Consider the following 13,052-nt stretch of genomic DNA (forward strand, 5'->3'; position numbering starts at 1 on the left):
CCGAAACACGATATGTCAGACAGCCGCGCATCAGATCATCTCCTGCGCCTTGGCGGCACGGGCCTTCTTTTCCAGCTTGCGCAGGTTGGCGGCGCGGAAATCCGGGCGGGTGTTCGGATCGCCCTCCCAGACGCCGGCGGTGTCGCCCGTGCCCACGCCCTCGAAGAAATCGCGCATGTGGTCCATGCGGGCCTTGCCGGCCATGGCCGCATTGACGACCTCGGCCAGGCTGCCCGCGCCCGCCGGGCCCATCAGGGGCCGCGCCGAGATCAGGTTGGTGAAATAGAGCGCAGGGGTGCCCAGTTCCTTGGCCTTCTGCACCACCGGTGTGGTGCCGATGGCCAGATCGGGCGTCAGCCCCTCCATGGCGGCGCAGTCGTCTTCCAGCGACGCCCGGAACTTCACCGTGACGCCGCGGGCGCGCAGCCAGTCGGCATCGGCCTCGGACCAGGGCGATTTCGCGCAGGCGGTGCCGACATAGGGCACATCGGCGCCGCTCTCGATCAACAGCCGCGCGACCAGAAGCTCGCTGCCCTCGTAGCCCGACAGCGTGATGGTGCCCTCGATGGGCGCCGCGGCCAGCGCCGCCTTGATGTCGGGCAGGACGGCGTCCTGCGCCTCGGCGATCTTCGCAGGGTCCACACCCATGGCGGTGCCGATCTCCTGAAGCCAGGCCTTTGTGCCATCATGGCCCACGGGGGCACTGCCCACCACGGGGCGGCCGGCCGCCTGGAACTCACGCACGGCGGCGGTGTAGAAGGGATGGATGGCGGCCACCGCGCCACAGTCCAGCGCGGCGTAAAGTTCGCGCCACTCGCGGCAGGGCACAACCGGCCCCGCAGCCAGCCCCATGGGCGCCAGCATCTGGCCGATCACCACCGGGTCGGCGGGAAACATCTCGCCCAGCAGGGTCACGGTGGGCCGGTCCGACACACCGCTTTCGGGCGCGGCGACGGGGCCCGCCTCGACTTCCTGGCGCGCGTAGTTGAGCATCGCACCGGCCAGCACATCCTTGGCCTCGGCGTGGGTCGGGATACCGAAGCCCGGCACGTCGATTCCCACGACGCGCACGCCGTTGATCTCGTCGGGGAGCAGCCGCAGCGGCACGCCGCTGGCCGTGGGCACGCACAGGTTGGTGACCACGATGGCGTCCACCCGTTCGGGATCGGCCAGCTCGTGCACGCTGTCGCGGATATCCTCGAAGAGCTTGCCGGTCACCAGCGATTCCGAATTGAACGGCACATAGCCGACCGACCGGCGCGCACCGTAGAAGTGACTGACGAAACTCAGCCCGTAAACACAGCAGGCCGAGCCGGACAGGACCGTCGCGACCCGCTTCATCCGCAGGCCCACGCGCAAGCTGCCAAAGGCCGGGCACATGGACTGCGGCTTGTCGTGCGGACCCTGGGGATAATCCTCGGCATAGCGGTCCAGGATCTCCGACTGCCCGGCCATGCGGGCGGCCTTGTCCATCTCCGCGCCCGAGTGACACCCCATCTCGGGATCGCCCATGCCTTCCGGCGCGGCGGCGCTACCCTCGGCGGGCTTGCCCTTGATCACGTCGGCCTCGTGGGCGGTGTCATATGTGATCTCGTCACTCATCGGGGGCCTTTCACGCGTCGTCGTAGACGACTTCGAGCGAGGGTTTCACGTCGGCGAACTTGCCGCGCATGTCTTCGTCAGTGGCCGGTTCCAGCGTGACCCCGGCGCCAGTATCGGAGCCGTCGAAAAGATCCAGCAGGCCGTCCTGGTCCAGCGGTGCGGGGCGAACCGGCGGCGCGTCCGAGACCTGCTCGGCCAGCCCGGCGAACAGGCTGCCCCACTGGCTCTCGTCGGTGCCGACGATCTGGTAGTTGGCGGATTTCTTGCGCAGGTCGTCATCCTGCGGGATCGAGGCCAGAACGGGGATGTCCACGGCCTTGGCGAAGGCCTGGGCCTCGCCCGAATTGTCGTCCTTGTTCACCACGAGGCCCGCGACGCCCACATTACCGCCCAGCTTGCGGAAATATTCCACCGCCGAGCAGACGTTGTTGGCCACATAGAGCGATTGCAGGTCGTTGCTGGCGACAAGGATGACCTTCTGCGCCATGTCCCGCGCGATGGGCAGGCCAAAGCCGCCGCAGACCACGTCGCCCAGGAAATCCAGCAGAACGTAGTCGAAATCCCAGTCGTGAAAGCCCAGCTTCTCCAGCAGCTCGAAACCGTGGATGATGCCGCGCCCGCCACAGCCGCGGCCGACTTCCGGGCCACCAAGCTCCATGGCGAAGACGCCGCCGCGCTTGAAGCAGACATCGCCGATCTCGACCTGCTCGCCGGCGAGGTTCTTCTTGGTCGAGGTCTCGATGATGGTCGGGCAGGCCTTGCCGCCGAACAGCAGCGAGGTGGTATCCGATTTCGGATCACAGCCGATCAGCAGCACGCGCTTGCCCTGTTCGGCCATCATGTGGCTCAGGTTGGCCAGGGTAAAGCTCTTGCCGATGCCGCCCTTGCCGTAGATGGCGATGATCTGCGTGGTCTGGGTGGGCTCGCCATCGTTGATGACATCGGCCAGGTCTTCATGCGCCTCGTCGCGCAGCCGCTGGTCGAAATCCTTGAGATTGGGCACGTCGTCCTTCACGCTGCGTCCTTCCAGTTGAGCATCATTTTCAGGCAGGCGGGGTCTTCAAAGGCGGTGCGGTAGGCCATGTCGGCCCGGGACGCATCTGCCCGGTGTGTGATCAGCCCGCCGAGGCTGAGCGCGCCGCTGTCGACCAGCGCCGCGGTGGCTTGCATGTCCTCGGGCGTCCATTCGGCGGCGACGCGCAGGCGCGCCTCCTTTATGAAGGCGGGCGGAAAGGCGAAGGACAGCGCCTGCGGGTAAAAGCCCGCCAGCACCACTTCGCCGCCGCGCGCGATGCGCCCGATCAAATCATTGAGGATGTCGGAATTGCCCGAGGCATCGTAGATCGCGCGATAGTCGCGGCGTGTATCCTGCTCGGGGGCGATGACCTCGTAGCCTTCGGCGCCCTCGCGGCGGGCCGGCATGGTTTCCCAGACCGTGGGCGCGGGGGCCCCGGCGGCCACGGTCAGCCGCGCCAGAAGGCGGCCCAGCACACCATGGCCGACGATCAGGTCGGGCACGGTCTTGTCCAGACCGGCCATGGCATGGCGCGCGGTGGCGGCGAGCGCCAGCAACGCGCCCTCGGCGCCAAGGCCGGCGTCGATCCGGGTGACCCGGTCGGCCCGGGTGACCAGCCGCGCGGCAGACCCGCCGAACAAGCCGAAGGCGTCGCTGAAGCAGTCCGCGCCGGGCACGAAAACGGTATCGCCGGGCTTGAACCCGGTTCCGGCGGCGGCCTCGACCACCTCTCCGGCAGCCTCGTAGCCGGGCACCAGCGGATAGCCCATGCCGGGGAACGGGGGCATGTCCCCGCTCCAGAACAGTTTCTCGGTGCCGGTGGAAATGCCGGAATGGGCGATGTCGACAACCACGTCCCCAGCCCCCGGCGCCTTGAGCGCGAGGGTGTCCAAATGAAGATCGCGGGGACCGTTCAGATAGACAGCACGGGTTTGCATGGTCGCCTCCTGCCTGTCGTGGCGCCGGTGTGCCGAAAGATTCGGCGGGATTGGCACTGGCGTCTCAATGTAAGTCTAGCCAAACAGCACAATGTGTCAATCTTTGTTTACATATTTGCCAAACTGACAGGTCATACCTGTCAGCGCGGCTTGGCGCAGGTCACGACGCGCGTGACATAGCCCCGCCGCGCGCGGCAGATGCGCACTCGGTCAAACCCGGCGTCCCGGCACAGTTCCGCGATTCGCGCCGGCGACCGGGCACGCCCGGTGCCCATGGCCATGGTGTAAAAGGCGAAATAGAGGTCTCCGGCCCGGTCCGTCCGGGCATCGCCCGCCATGGGCTCCGAGACGATCAACCGCCCGCCCGGCGGCAGCGCGGCGTGCACGCGGGCCAGCAGATCGACAACCGTTGCGTCGTCGTGATCATAAAGCACCCGCACCAGCGAAATCGCATCCGCCCCGCCCGGCAACGCCCCCGCGCGGAAGGTGCCCGGGCACAACTCGACCCGGTTGGACAGCCCGCTGCGGGTCAGCCGCGATTCGGCCTGGCCGATGACCTCTGGCAGGTCCAGCAGCATGCCGCGCAACCCGCGATACCGTGTCATTGCGGCCGAGAGGAACACGCCCGACCCGCCGCCGATGTCCATCAGCCGCGTCACGCCGCGCAGCGAGACCGCGCGCAGCGTATCCTCGGCCACCAACACCTGCGAGCGGGCCATGAGATCGGAATAGCGCGCAGCCTCGGGCGCGCGTACGTCCTCGGTGCCGCCCAGCACATAGGGCCAGAACCGCGACAGCCCTGTTTCGCCCTGCTCGCGCAGGACGGCAACCGGATCGGCCATGTCACGATAGAAGACCGCATTGTGGCGAATCATGTCCCTAAGCCCCGGCACACCCAGGATCGCGGCCCCGCGCCGGGCCAGCCCGTAGCGCCCGTCACGATGGCACCGCAGCAAGCCCAGCGCCGCCCCCGCCTGCAAAAGCGCCGCCATGCGATCGGGCGCCACGCCGCGAGGCCGGGCCAGGGCATCGGGGGGTTGCGGGCTGGCCAGCAGGGCCTCGAGCAGGTCCAGCTCGACCAGGGCGAGCAGCACCTGAGAGGCAACAAAGCCCTGAAGAATATCGAAAATCTCGGCCCCGTCGCGGCGCGCCAAGGTCGCCCCAAGGGGCAGACGGGACAAAAAGGCCTGCGCCCCGGGCCGGGCCACGAGGCGGGCAAACCAGCCCCGTCGGGGCAGTTGAACCCCACGGACGCCGGGCACCTGATCCAGCGCAGGCACCGGTGTCAGGCCGAATAGCGCGCGGGCAGGACGGGCATGATCGCCTCGGCCTGACGGCGCACCATCTCAGCCAGCGCCGCCTCGCCGGGGCAGGACGGGATCGAGGCAATCGCCCCGGCCAGCGTGTCCGACAGCCGATCACGCGCGCCCATGACGCCCAGTTGCGCCACGGCGTTGGGCCGGCCATGCAAGTCGTCCTGACCGGCGGGTTTGCCGAGATCTGATTCATCGAGCACCGCGTCGCGCAGGTCGTCGGCGACCTGGAAGGCCTCGCCGATCAGCGCGCCAAGGTCGTGCCAGGCCTCGGGGTCGTGGCCGGCGGCAATGGCTCCCATTTCCGTCGCCGCGATGAAGAGCGCGGCGGTCTTGGACATGTGATAGGCGTGCAGATCCACGCGCGGCTCGCTTTCCCAGCCCTGGCCCGCGCAGATGCCGCCCGGCATCCCGCTGCGCCGGGTGAGGGCCAGCACCAGCTGCCCCGCCCGTGCCTCGGCGCGGTGGTCCGCCCCGGCGCCGGCCAGCACCTCGAAGGCCAGCATGATCAGGCTGTCGCCGGTCAGCACCGCAAGGGGTTCGGAATGGGCACGATGGACCGCAGGCTTGCCGCGGCGCTGGTCCGCATCGTCGAAACAGGGCAAATCGTCATGCACGAGACTGGCACAGTGCATCAATTCAAGCGCACAGGCGGCGGCATCGGTCAGCGCGGGCGTATCGTCGCCACAGGCGCGGGCGACCGAGATCAGGATGGTTGGGCGTATTCGCGCACCGCCCGGCTTGGTGGCATAGGTCAGCGCGGCCGACAGGCGCGGCGGGGCCGCGGCGCCCTGCGCCCGGTCCAGGGCGCGGTCCAGCGCGGCTTCGATCCGGTGGGATAGTGGCATCGCGCCCTCCTGCATCCGCCATATGTCCGCTTTGTGCGACATGGGCTGTGTAAATTAAACTGGACACTTTCGGCCCGCGAGTCAACACTCGGGACATGACACCTTGCAACACACCCTCGCCCGCAGGCCCACGCGCGCTGGTGGTCGGCGCCGGCATCGCCGGGCTGGCCGGGGCCGCGCGGCTGGCTGCGGCCGGATACGATGTCACCGTCCTGGAGCGGCACAGTGCCCCGGGCGGGCGGATGCGCTCTCTGCCCTCGGTTGCAGGGCCGGTGGATGCCGGGCCGACGGTGCTGACCATGCGCCCGGTCTTCGAGGCGCTGTTCCGCGACCTCGGCACCCGGCTGGAGGACCATGTCACGCTGATCCGCCAACCCTTGCTGGCCCGGCACTTCTGGCCCGACGGCAGCCGGTTGGACCTGTTCGATGACGCGCAAACCAATTCCGCAGCCATCGCCGATTTCGCGGGCACGCGCGCGGCCGGGCAGTTCCGCCGCTTTTCCGACCGCGCGCGCCGCCTGTTCGAGGCCTTCGACACACCCATGATGCAGGCCGCCACGCCCTCGCTGGCCGGGATGACCCGCCATGTGCTTGCCCGGCCCGCGCTTATCCCGGCCATGGCACCGCTCTCGAGCCTTGCCCGCAGCCTGGCGCGCCAGTTCGACGATGCGCGGCTGGCGCAGCTTTTCGGCCGCTATGCCACCTACGTGGGCGGCTCGCCCTATCGCACCCCGGCCCTGCTGGCACTGATTTGGCAGGCCGAGGCGGCGGGCGTCTGGGTGGTCGAGGGCGGCATGCACCGTCTTGCCCAGGCCGTCGAGGGGCTGGCCCGTAGCCATGGGGCGCGTTTTCACTACGGCGCGCATGTCACGGAGATCACCGTGGAAAACAGCCGCGCGACCGGAGCGCGCCTGGCCGATGACACACGCTATCGCGCCGATGTCGTGCTGTTCAACGGCGACCCGCGCGCGCTGGCCACGGGGCAACTGGGCACGGCAGTCGAAACGGTCGCGCCGCAGACGCGCCGCGCGCCGCGCAGCCTCTCGGCCGAGGTCTGGGCCTTCGCCGCCACGCCGACCGGGCCGGAGCTGGCCCATCACAACGTCTTTTTCCGCGACGCGCCCAAGCCCGAATTCGACGCCATCGCAGGAGGCCGGAGTGTGGCCGACCCGACGCTTTACCTGTGCGCGCAGGATCGCGGCACGCCCGGCGGCACCCCCGCGCCCGAACGCTTCGAGATCATCGCCAATGCCGCCCCGCTAACACAGGCCCCCACCGAGACGGAGTTCGAGACATGCCGGACACGCACATTTCAGACGCTGGCCCGCTTCGGGCTGACCTTCGATCCACCGCCCGACGCGCAGGCACTGACGACGCCGCGCGGGTTCGAGCAGCTGTTTCCCGCGACGGCCGGTTCCCTTTACGGGCAGAGCCCGCAGGGCCTGACCGGCGCGCTGAGCCGGCCGACGGCCCGGACGCCGGTTGCGGGCCTCTACCTGGCAGGGGGCGGGACGCACCCGGGGGCGGGGGTGCCGATGGCCACGCTCTCCGCCCGGCACGCGGCCGAGGCGATCGTGCAGGACCGATGTTCGACCTCGCCGTCCCGCCCAACGGCTATGCCTGGTGGTATATCGACGGGATCAGCGACCATTGCGGGCGATCCATAAGTGTCATCGCCTTCATCGGCTCGGTCTTCTCGCCCTGGTATGCCTGGTCAGGCCGGCGCGCGCCCGACAACAACGTCTGCATCAACGTCGCCACCTACGGCCCCGGCGGGCGGTTCACCATGACAGACCGCGGCCGCAGCGCCCTGCGCCAGAGCGCCGACCGGTTTACCGTCGGGCCGTCGTCGCTGCACTGGACCGGCGAGGAGCTGGTGATATCCGTCAACGAGATCGGCGCTCTGCCCATGGTGGGCCGGGTGCGCGGCACGATCCGGGTGCGGCCCTCGGCGATAACCGGCGTGGAGCTGCCGCTGACGCCGGACGGGGCGCATGTCTGGCGGCCCTTCGCCCCGACCAGCACGATCTCGGTCGATCTGGAGGCCCCCGGATGGCAATGGGACGGACACGGATATTTCGACGCCAATTTCGGCACCCGGGCGCTGGAGCAGGATTTCAGCCGTTGGACCTGGGGCCGGTTTCCGACCGGGACAGGCAGCACCTGTTTCTACGACGCGACGCGGCTGGATGGCTCGCAACTGGGGGTCGGCGTCCGATTTGACGAGACCGGCACGGCCCGGGCCATCACCCCGCCGCCCAAGGCCCCGCTGCGGCGCAGCCTCTGGGCCATGCGCCGCGAGACACGAGCGGATGCGGGCTATGCCCCCCGCCAGGTGCAGTCGATGCTGGATGCGCCCTTTTACACCCGGGCCGCGGTGCGCACGCGCCTCGACGGCGCAGAAACGGTCGGCGTGCATGAAACACTCGATCTGACGCGGTTCCGCTCGCCCCTGCTCAAGCCGATGCTGGCGGTGCGGGTGCCCCGGCGCGCGCGCTGGCGCTTTGGCTAACCGGCCTTGGCGATCTCGGGGTTGCGCTGCAGCACCGAAAGGTTGAGCGCCCCGGCCACCGAGACCCAGGCGAGGTAAGGCAGGAACAGCACCCCGGCCAGCGTGTCCACCTGCCACAGCGCCAGCATGGTCGCGGCCACGGCGCCCCAGAGGCCACAGAGCACGATCAAACCCAACCGCATCCGGCCCAGCCCGAAGAAGACCGGTGTCCAGAGGCCGTTGAGCGCGATCTGCAGCGACCACAGCGCCATGGCCAAGCCGTTGTCGGGGCTGACCGCCGCGCGCGCCCCGGCGGTGGCGATGCAGATGTAAAGCGTGGTCCAGGCCACGGGAAACAGCCAGTTGGGCGGGGTCCAGGGCGGTTTGTTGAGCTCTTCATACCAGCGGCCGGGCGGAAACAGGCCGCCGGTGCTGCCCGCGGCGAGGCAGGCCGCGAGGAAAATCAGGAAGTAGAGCCAGATCATGCGTAGCCTTTAACCCGCGCGGCGCCCGTCTGCAACGCCGCGCTGCGGGCGGCATCGCGGGTCTTGAGCTGGGCCATGGTGGCATAGAGCGTGTCGCTCCAGTCCTGGACCGGGGCGGCGGGGTCGGCCGCGGCCTCGACCAGAAAGGCGGTTTCAGGCAGCGGGCGGGCGAAGATCACCGGCGAGGTGGGCAGCGCCGCGGTCGCCCCCGCCCGCAGGCCCGACAGGGCCAACCAGCCCAGTTTCTGCATCCGGCCCGTGCGGGCGCGGGCCGAGACCGGGTCGCAGCCCGTCCGCCGCAGTCGCGCGCCGATCCCGGCGTAGATGTAGCGCGCCGCGAAGATCCCCGGGCGGCAGGCCATGGGCAAGGCCCCGATCCCGGCCTCGGAGCGGATATAGAGACGGTCGGCCTCGGCCAGCAGCCGGCGCACCAGGTCGGCGATCACCGGCGAGGGATGTGGCGCCTCCAGGAATGCGTCCGGGGCCAGGCCCGCCTCCTCCATCCAGTCGGCGGGCAGGTAAAGCCGCCCCTCGCGGGCATCCTCGCCCACGTCGCGGGCGACATTGGTCAGTTGCATCGCCACGCCCAGGTCACAGGCCCGGGCCAGCGCGTCGCGGTCGCGCACGCCCATGAGCACGCACATCATGGCCCCCACCGCCGAGGCCACCCGCGCCGAATAGGCGCGCAGCTCGGACAGGGTTGCCGGGCGGTGGCCCATGGCATCCCAGGCCAGCCCTTCCAGCAGCGCCTCGGGCAGCGCCCGCGGCATGTCGTGATCGGCCACGATGGCGGCAAAGGCCCGGTCGGCGGGGGCGTTGCGCGGTCGCCCCTCATAGGCAAGGTCAAGTCGCTCTTGCAGGCGCAGCACCGCTTCGGCCTTCTCGGGTTGCAGGTCCACGGCGTCGTCAGCCAGCCGGCAGAAGGCATAGAGGGCAAGCGCCGGGTCGCGCAGGCTGGCCGGCAACAGGCGCGATGCGGCATGGAACGACCAGGACCCGTGCCGGATCGCCGCTTCGCAATGGGCCAGGTCGCGCGGGTCGATCATGGCCGCGGCACCGTCACGGGATCCGGCACGAGGCTATCGAGCACCTCGGCGCTGGAGATCACCCCGGGCAGACCGGCGCCGGGATGCGTGCCCGCGCCCACCAGGTAAAGCCCCTCGGCCTCTTCGCTCACGTTGTGGGGCCGGAACCAGGCGCTTTGCAGGATGCGCGGCTCGATCGAGAAGCCCGACCCCATCGGGCTGAGGTAACGGTCGCGGAAGGTCTCGGGGTTGAAGACGCGCGAAGCGGTTAGGTGATCACCCAGCCCCGGCAGAAGCTGATCCTCGAGGATCGCCTGCACCTTGGCGCGATAGGGTTCGGCCTGCGCGACCCAGTCCACCGGATCATCATGCCCAAGGTGCGGCACGGGGCTGAGGGCATAGAAGGTATCGCCCCCCTCGGGCGCGGCACTCGGGTCGGTCACGGTGGGGCGATGCAGATAGAGGCTCATGTCCTCGGCCAGGTGCCCCTTGCGGAAGATGTCGCGCACCAGCCCGCCGTAGCGGGGGCCGTTGAGAATGGTGTGATGGCCCGCCTCGGGCCACATCCCCCGGGTGCCGCGCGTGCCGAAATACCACACGAAGAGCCCCATGGACCAGCGCGACCGTTTGAGCTTCGCCGGTGTCCAGCGGCGCTTGCGGTGGTTGCGCAGCAGCCTGCCGTAAGTATGGCCCGCATCGGCGTTCGAGACGACGACATCCGCCGTCAGGATCTCGTCACTGGTCAGGCGGACGCCCCGCGCGCGATCCCGGCCGCGGTCACGGTCCAGCAGGATCTCGTCGACCTCGGCGTTCTGGATCACCTGCCCGCCCTGGTCCTCGATCACCTTGACCATGGCCTGCGCGATGGCGGCCACCCCACCCATGGCATAGTGAACGCCGAATTCCTTTTCCAGGTGGCTGACCAGCGCGTACATCGAGGTCACGCGGAAGGGATCACCCCCGATGAAGAGCGGATGAAAGGACAGTGCCATGCGCAGGCGCGGGTCCTTGACCCGGCGCGCGGCATGGGCGTGCACCGACCGGTCGGCCCGCAGCCAGGCGAATTTCGGCAGGACCTTGAGCAGGTCCGGCAGGCGGTGCATGGACCGCCGGCCCAGGTCCTCGAACCCGAACCAGTAGCGGCGTTCGCTGTCCTTGAGGAACCTGTCGTAGCCGGACAGATCGTCCGGCGAGAGGCGCGCAACCTCGGCGCGCATGGCCGCGTCGCCCTGCCGCGCGGTGAAGGTGCTGCCGTCGGGCCAGCGAATCTCGTAGAAGGGATCAAGCGCGCGCAGGTCCACCTCGGCGTCGAAATCGCGCCCGCAGGCCGCCCAGAGGCTGCGGAACAGCTGCGGCACGGTGACGATTGTCGGGCCGAGGTCGAACCTGTGGCCGTCCTGCCAGATCGCCGAGCCGCGCCCGCCGGGCCCGTCCAGCCTGTCAAGCACCACGACACGGTAGCCCCGCGCGCCCAGGCGCATGGCCGAAGCGAGGCCGCCAAGCCCCGCGCCGATGATCACCGCGCGGGGGGCGACGGCAGTGTCAGGCCTTTCCACCAGGCCGGGGTCGAGACGTGTCAACATGGGACAAGGCTACACATGTCAACTTTGATTGACAATCGGTCATTATGTCTCTTTCTTCGGGACATTGCGCGTGACAGTCTAAGACTGTCACGCGCGCATCACGACAGGAGCCGGACCATCCAGACCGTCACCATCAGCTTTTTCCGATTCGCCCCCGGGATGCCCCGCCTCTGGGCCTTCGGCATGATGGGGGCCGCGCGCCTGGTGCTGCCGCGTGTGCCCGACCTCGGTTTCTGGAAGCTCTGCGGCTCGGGCACCGGCGAGGGGTTCACGCCCCGGCCCGACACCGGGGTCTACGCGATTCTGGCCACCTGGCCCGACGAGGCTACGGCGCGGGCGCGGCTGCGCAATGCTGGGCTTTTCCGGCGCTACCGGGCCCGCGCCGAAGAGGCCTGGACGGTCTTTCTCGCGCCAGTCTCGGCGCGGGGCAAATGGTCGGGCGTCGCCCCCTTCATCCCCGAAGGCCCGGTGCCGGACGGCCCGCTGGCCGCCCTGACCCGCGCCAGCCTGCGCCCGGGCAAGGCGCTGCGCTTCTGGCGGCGCGTGCCCGACATCAGCGCTGTGATCGGCGCCGACCGCAACGTCGCCTTCAAGATCGGCATCGGCGAGGTGCCGTTGCTGCGCCAGGTCACCTTCTCGATCTGGCCCGACCGCCAGAGCATGAGCGATTTCGCCCGCGCCGACGGCCCCCATGCCCGCGCCGTGCGCGCCGTGCGCGAGGGCAACTGGTTCCGCGAGGAACTCTATGCCCGCTTTCGCATCCTCGGCGACGCGGGCAGCTGGCACGGCACGCACCCCCTGGACGAACTGGACCTATCCGCATGACGACCCCCTTCCCCTTTTCCGCCATCGTCGGCCAGACCCAGATGAAACTGGCCATGGTGCTGACCGCCATCGACCCCGGCATCGGCGGCGTCCTGGTCTTTGGTGACCGCGGCACGGGCAAATCCACGGCCGTGCGCGCCCTCGCCGCCCTGCTGCCCCCCGTGACGGTTGTGCGCGGTTGCCCGGTGAACTCGGAACGTCCCGAGGACTGCCCAGACTGGGCCGCTGTCACCGCGACCGACCTGACCACGCGCCCCACCCCAGTGGTGGACCTGCCGCTGGGCGTGACCGAGGACCGCGTGACCGGCGCGCTTGATATCGAACGCGCGCTGACGCAGGGCGAGAAAGCCTTCGAGCCCGGCCTGCTGGCCCGCGCCAACCGCGGCTATCTCTATATCGACGAGGTCAACCTTCTGGAGGATCACATCGTCGACCTGCTGCTCGACGTGGCGCAATCGGGCGTCAACGCGGTAGAGCGCGAGGGCCTGTCGATCCGCCACGCGGCGCGCTTCGTGCTGGTCGGATCGGGCAACCCCGAAGAGGGCGAGCTGCGGCCGCAACTGCTGGATCGGTTCGGCCTGTCGGTCGAGGTCACCTCGCCGGACACCATCGAGGACCGCATCGAGGTGATCCGCCGCCGCAGCGCCTACGAGACCGAGACCGAGACCTTCCTCGCCCATTGGCAGGCCGAGGACGCCGCCCTGCGCGCGCGTATCCTGGCCGCCCGCACCGCACTGGCCGGCGTCACCACGCCCGAGGACATCCTGCGCGACTGTGCCAACCTCTCGCTGGCACTGGGCACCGACGGGCTGCGTGGCGAACTGACCCTGCTGCGCGCGGCGCGGGCGCTGGCCGCCCATGAAGGCGCCGCTGCATGGCCTGCATGACTGTCGTTTCCTCGTCGAATTGCAACGCCGGGCGGCGCAG

Annotated in this window: 11 protein-coding genes and 1 pseudogene; 4 read left to right on the forward strand and 8 right to left on the reverse strand. The window is 69.6% G+C overall.

What is annotated here, in order from left to right; all coding sequences use genetic code 11:
• Positions 1-30: 30 nt before the first annotated feature.
• The 5 genes from bchY to ACH107_RS13185 form a co-directional block, all read right to left on the reverse strand.
• Positions 31-1,602 (reverse strand): chlorophyllide a reductase subunit Y, encoded by a 1,572-nt coding sequence (bchY, locus tag ACH107_RS13165; RefSeq protein ID WP_412506231.1) that lies wholly within the window; start codon positions 1,600-1,602, stop codon positions 31-33.
• Between the two features lie 10 nt (positions 1,603-1,612).
• Positions 1,613-2,617 (reverse strand): chlorophyllide a reductase iron protein subunit X, encoded by a 1,005-nt coding sequence (locus ACH107_RS13170; RefSeq protein ID WP_310689927.1) that lies wholly within the window; start codon positions 2,615-2,617, stop codon positions 1,613-1,615.
• Positions 2,614-3,555 (reverse strand): chlorophyll synthesis pathway protein BchC, encoded by a 942-nt coding sequence (gene bchC, locus ACH107_RS13175; protein WP_412506232.1) that lies wholly within the window; start codon positions 3,553-3,555, stop codon positions 2,614-2,616. Before bchC ends, ACH107_RS13170 begins: the two co-directional genes overlap by 4 nt.
• Positions 3,556-3,695: 140 nt before the next feature.
• Positions 3,696-4,826: a methyltransferase gene (locus tag ACH107_RS13180; RefSeq protein WP_412506239.1), complete on the reverse strand. Its 1,131-nt coding sequence runs from the start codon at positions 4,824-4,826 to the stop codon at positions 3,696-3,698.
• 14 nt (positions 4,827-4,840) lie between these two features.
• Positions 4,841-5,716 (reverse strand): polyprenyl synthetase family protein, encoded by an 876-nt coding sequence (locus tag ACH107_RS13185; protein WP_412506233.1) that lies wholly within the window; start codon positions 5,714-5,716, stop codon positions 4,841-4,843.
• A gap of 95 nt (positions 5,717-5,811) precedes the next feature.
• On the opposite strand from ACH107_RS13185, the gene crtD reads away from it, so the two are divergent.
• Positions 5,812-7,383, forward strand: coding sequence for a 1-hydroxycarotenoid 3,4-desaturase CrtD (crtD, locus tag ACH107_RS13190; RefSeq protein WP_412506234.1), 1,572 nt, complete (start codon positions 5,812-5,814; stop codon positions 7,381-7,383).
• The gene (gene crtC, locus ACH107_RS13195) at positions 7,302-8,228 is read left to right on the forward strand and encodes a carotenoid 1,2-hydratase (RefSeq protein WP_412506236.1); all 927 of its coding nucleotides are present in this window, start codon (positions 7,302-7,304) and stop codon (positions 8,226-8,228) included. The genes crtD and crtC overlap by 82 nt, the downstream gene beginning before the upstream one ends.
• Here the strand turns inward: crtC and tspO are convergent.
• Genes tspO through ACH107_RS13210 form a run of 3 tightly spaced genes read right to left on the reverse strand, consistent with a single transcriptional unit; the run spans position 8,225 to position 11,300 of the window.
• On the reverse strand, positions 8,225-8,692 hold the full coding sequence (gene tspO / locus ACH107_RS13200; protein WP_310689922.1) for a tryptophan-rich sensory protein TspO: 468 nt from the start codon (positions 8,690-8,692) through the stop codon (positions 8,225-8,227). The two genes, crtC and tspO, sit on opposite strands and share 4 nt — an antisense overlap.
• Complete coding sequence (crtB, locus tag ACH107_RS13205; protein WP_412506237.1) at positions 8,689-9,738, reverse strand: 15-cis-phytoene synthase; 1,050 nt, start codon at positions 9,736-9,738, stop codon at positions 8,689-8,691. Before crtB ends, tspO begins: the two co-directional genes overlap by 4 nt.
• The gene (locus ACH107_RS13210) at positions 9,735-11,300 is read right to left on the reverse strand and encodes a phytoene desaturase (protein ID WP_310689920.1); all 1,566 of its coding nucleotides are present in this window, start codon (positions 11,298-11,300) and stop codon (positions 9,735-9,737) included. The genes crtB and ACH107_RS13210 overlap by 4 nt, the downstream gene beginning before the upstream one ends.
• 117 nt (positions 11,301-11,417) lie before the next feature.
• On the opposite strand from ACH107_RS13210, the gene crtA reads away from it, so the two are divergent.
• Positions 11,418-12,125 carry a spheroidene monooxygenase gene (crtA, locus tag ACH107_RS13215; RefSeq protein ID WP_412506240.1) on the forward strand — a complete coding sequence of 236 codons (708 nt, stop codon included), beginning with the start codon at positions 11,418-11,420 and terminating at the stop codon, positions 12,123-12,125.
• Positions 12,122-13,000 (forward strand): annotated as a pseudogene (gene bchI / locus ACH107_RS13220) (magnesium chelatase ATPase subunit I); the annotation flags it as partial. The gene crtA and the pseudogene bchI, both read left to right, overlap by 4 nt.
• Positions 13,001-13,052: the final 52 nt, after the last annotated feature.

The sequence above is a fragment of the Roseovarius halophilus (ex Wu et al. 2025) genome, assembly GCF_047086965.1.

Coding starts and splice junctions, on each gene's coding strand:
- bchY (WP_412506231.1), bottom strand. CDS start 1,602: ATGAGTGACGAGATCACATATGACACCGCCCACGAGGCCGACGTGATC.
- bchC (WP_412506232.1), bottom strand. CDS start 3,555: ATGCAAACCCGTGCTGTCTATCTGAACGGTCCCCGCGATCTTCATTTG.
- ACH107_RS13185 (WP_412506233.1), bottom strand. CDS start 5,716: ATGCCACTATCCCACCGGATCGAAGCCGCGCTGGACCGCGCCCTGGAC.
- crtD (WP_412506234.1), top strand. CDS start 5,812: ATGACACCTTGCAACACACCCTCGCCCGCAGGCCCACGCGCGCTGGTG.
- crtC (WP_412506236.1), top strand. CDS start 7,302: ATGTTCGACCTCGCCGTCCCGCCCAACGGCTATGCCTGGTGGTATATC.
- tspO (WP_310689922.1), bottom strand. CDS start 8,692: ATGATCTGGCTCTACTTCCTGATTTTCCTCGCGGCCTGCCTCGCCGCG.
- crtB (WP_412506237.1), bottom strand. CDS start 9,738: ATGATCGACCCGCGCGACCTGGCCCATTGCGAAGCGGCGATCCGGCAC.
- ACH107_RS13210 (WP_310689920.1), bottom strand. CDS start 11,300: ATGTTGACACGTCTCGACCCCGGCCTGGTGGAAAGGCCTGACACTGCC.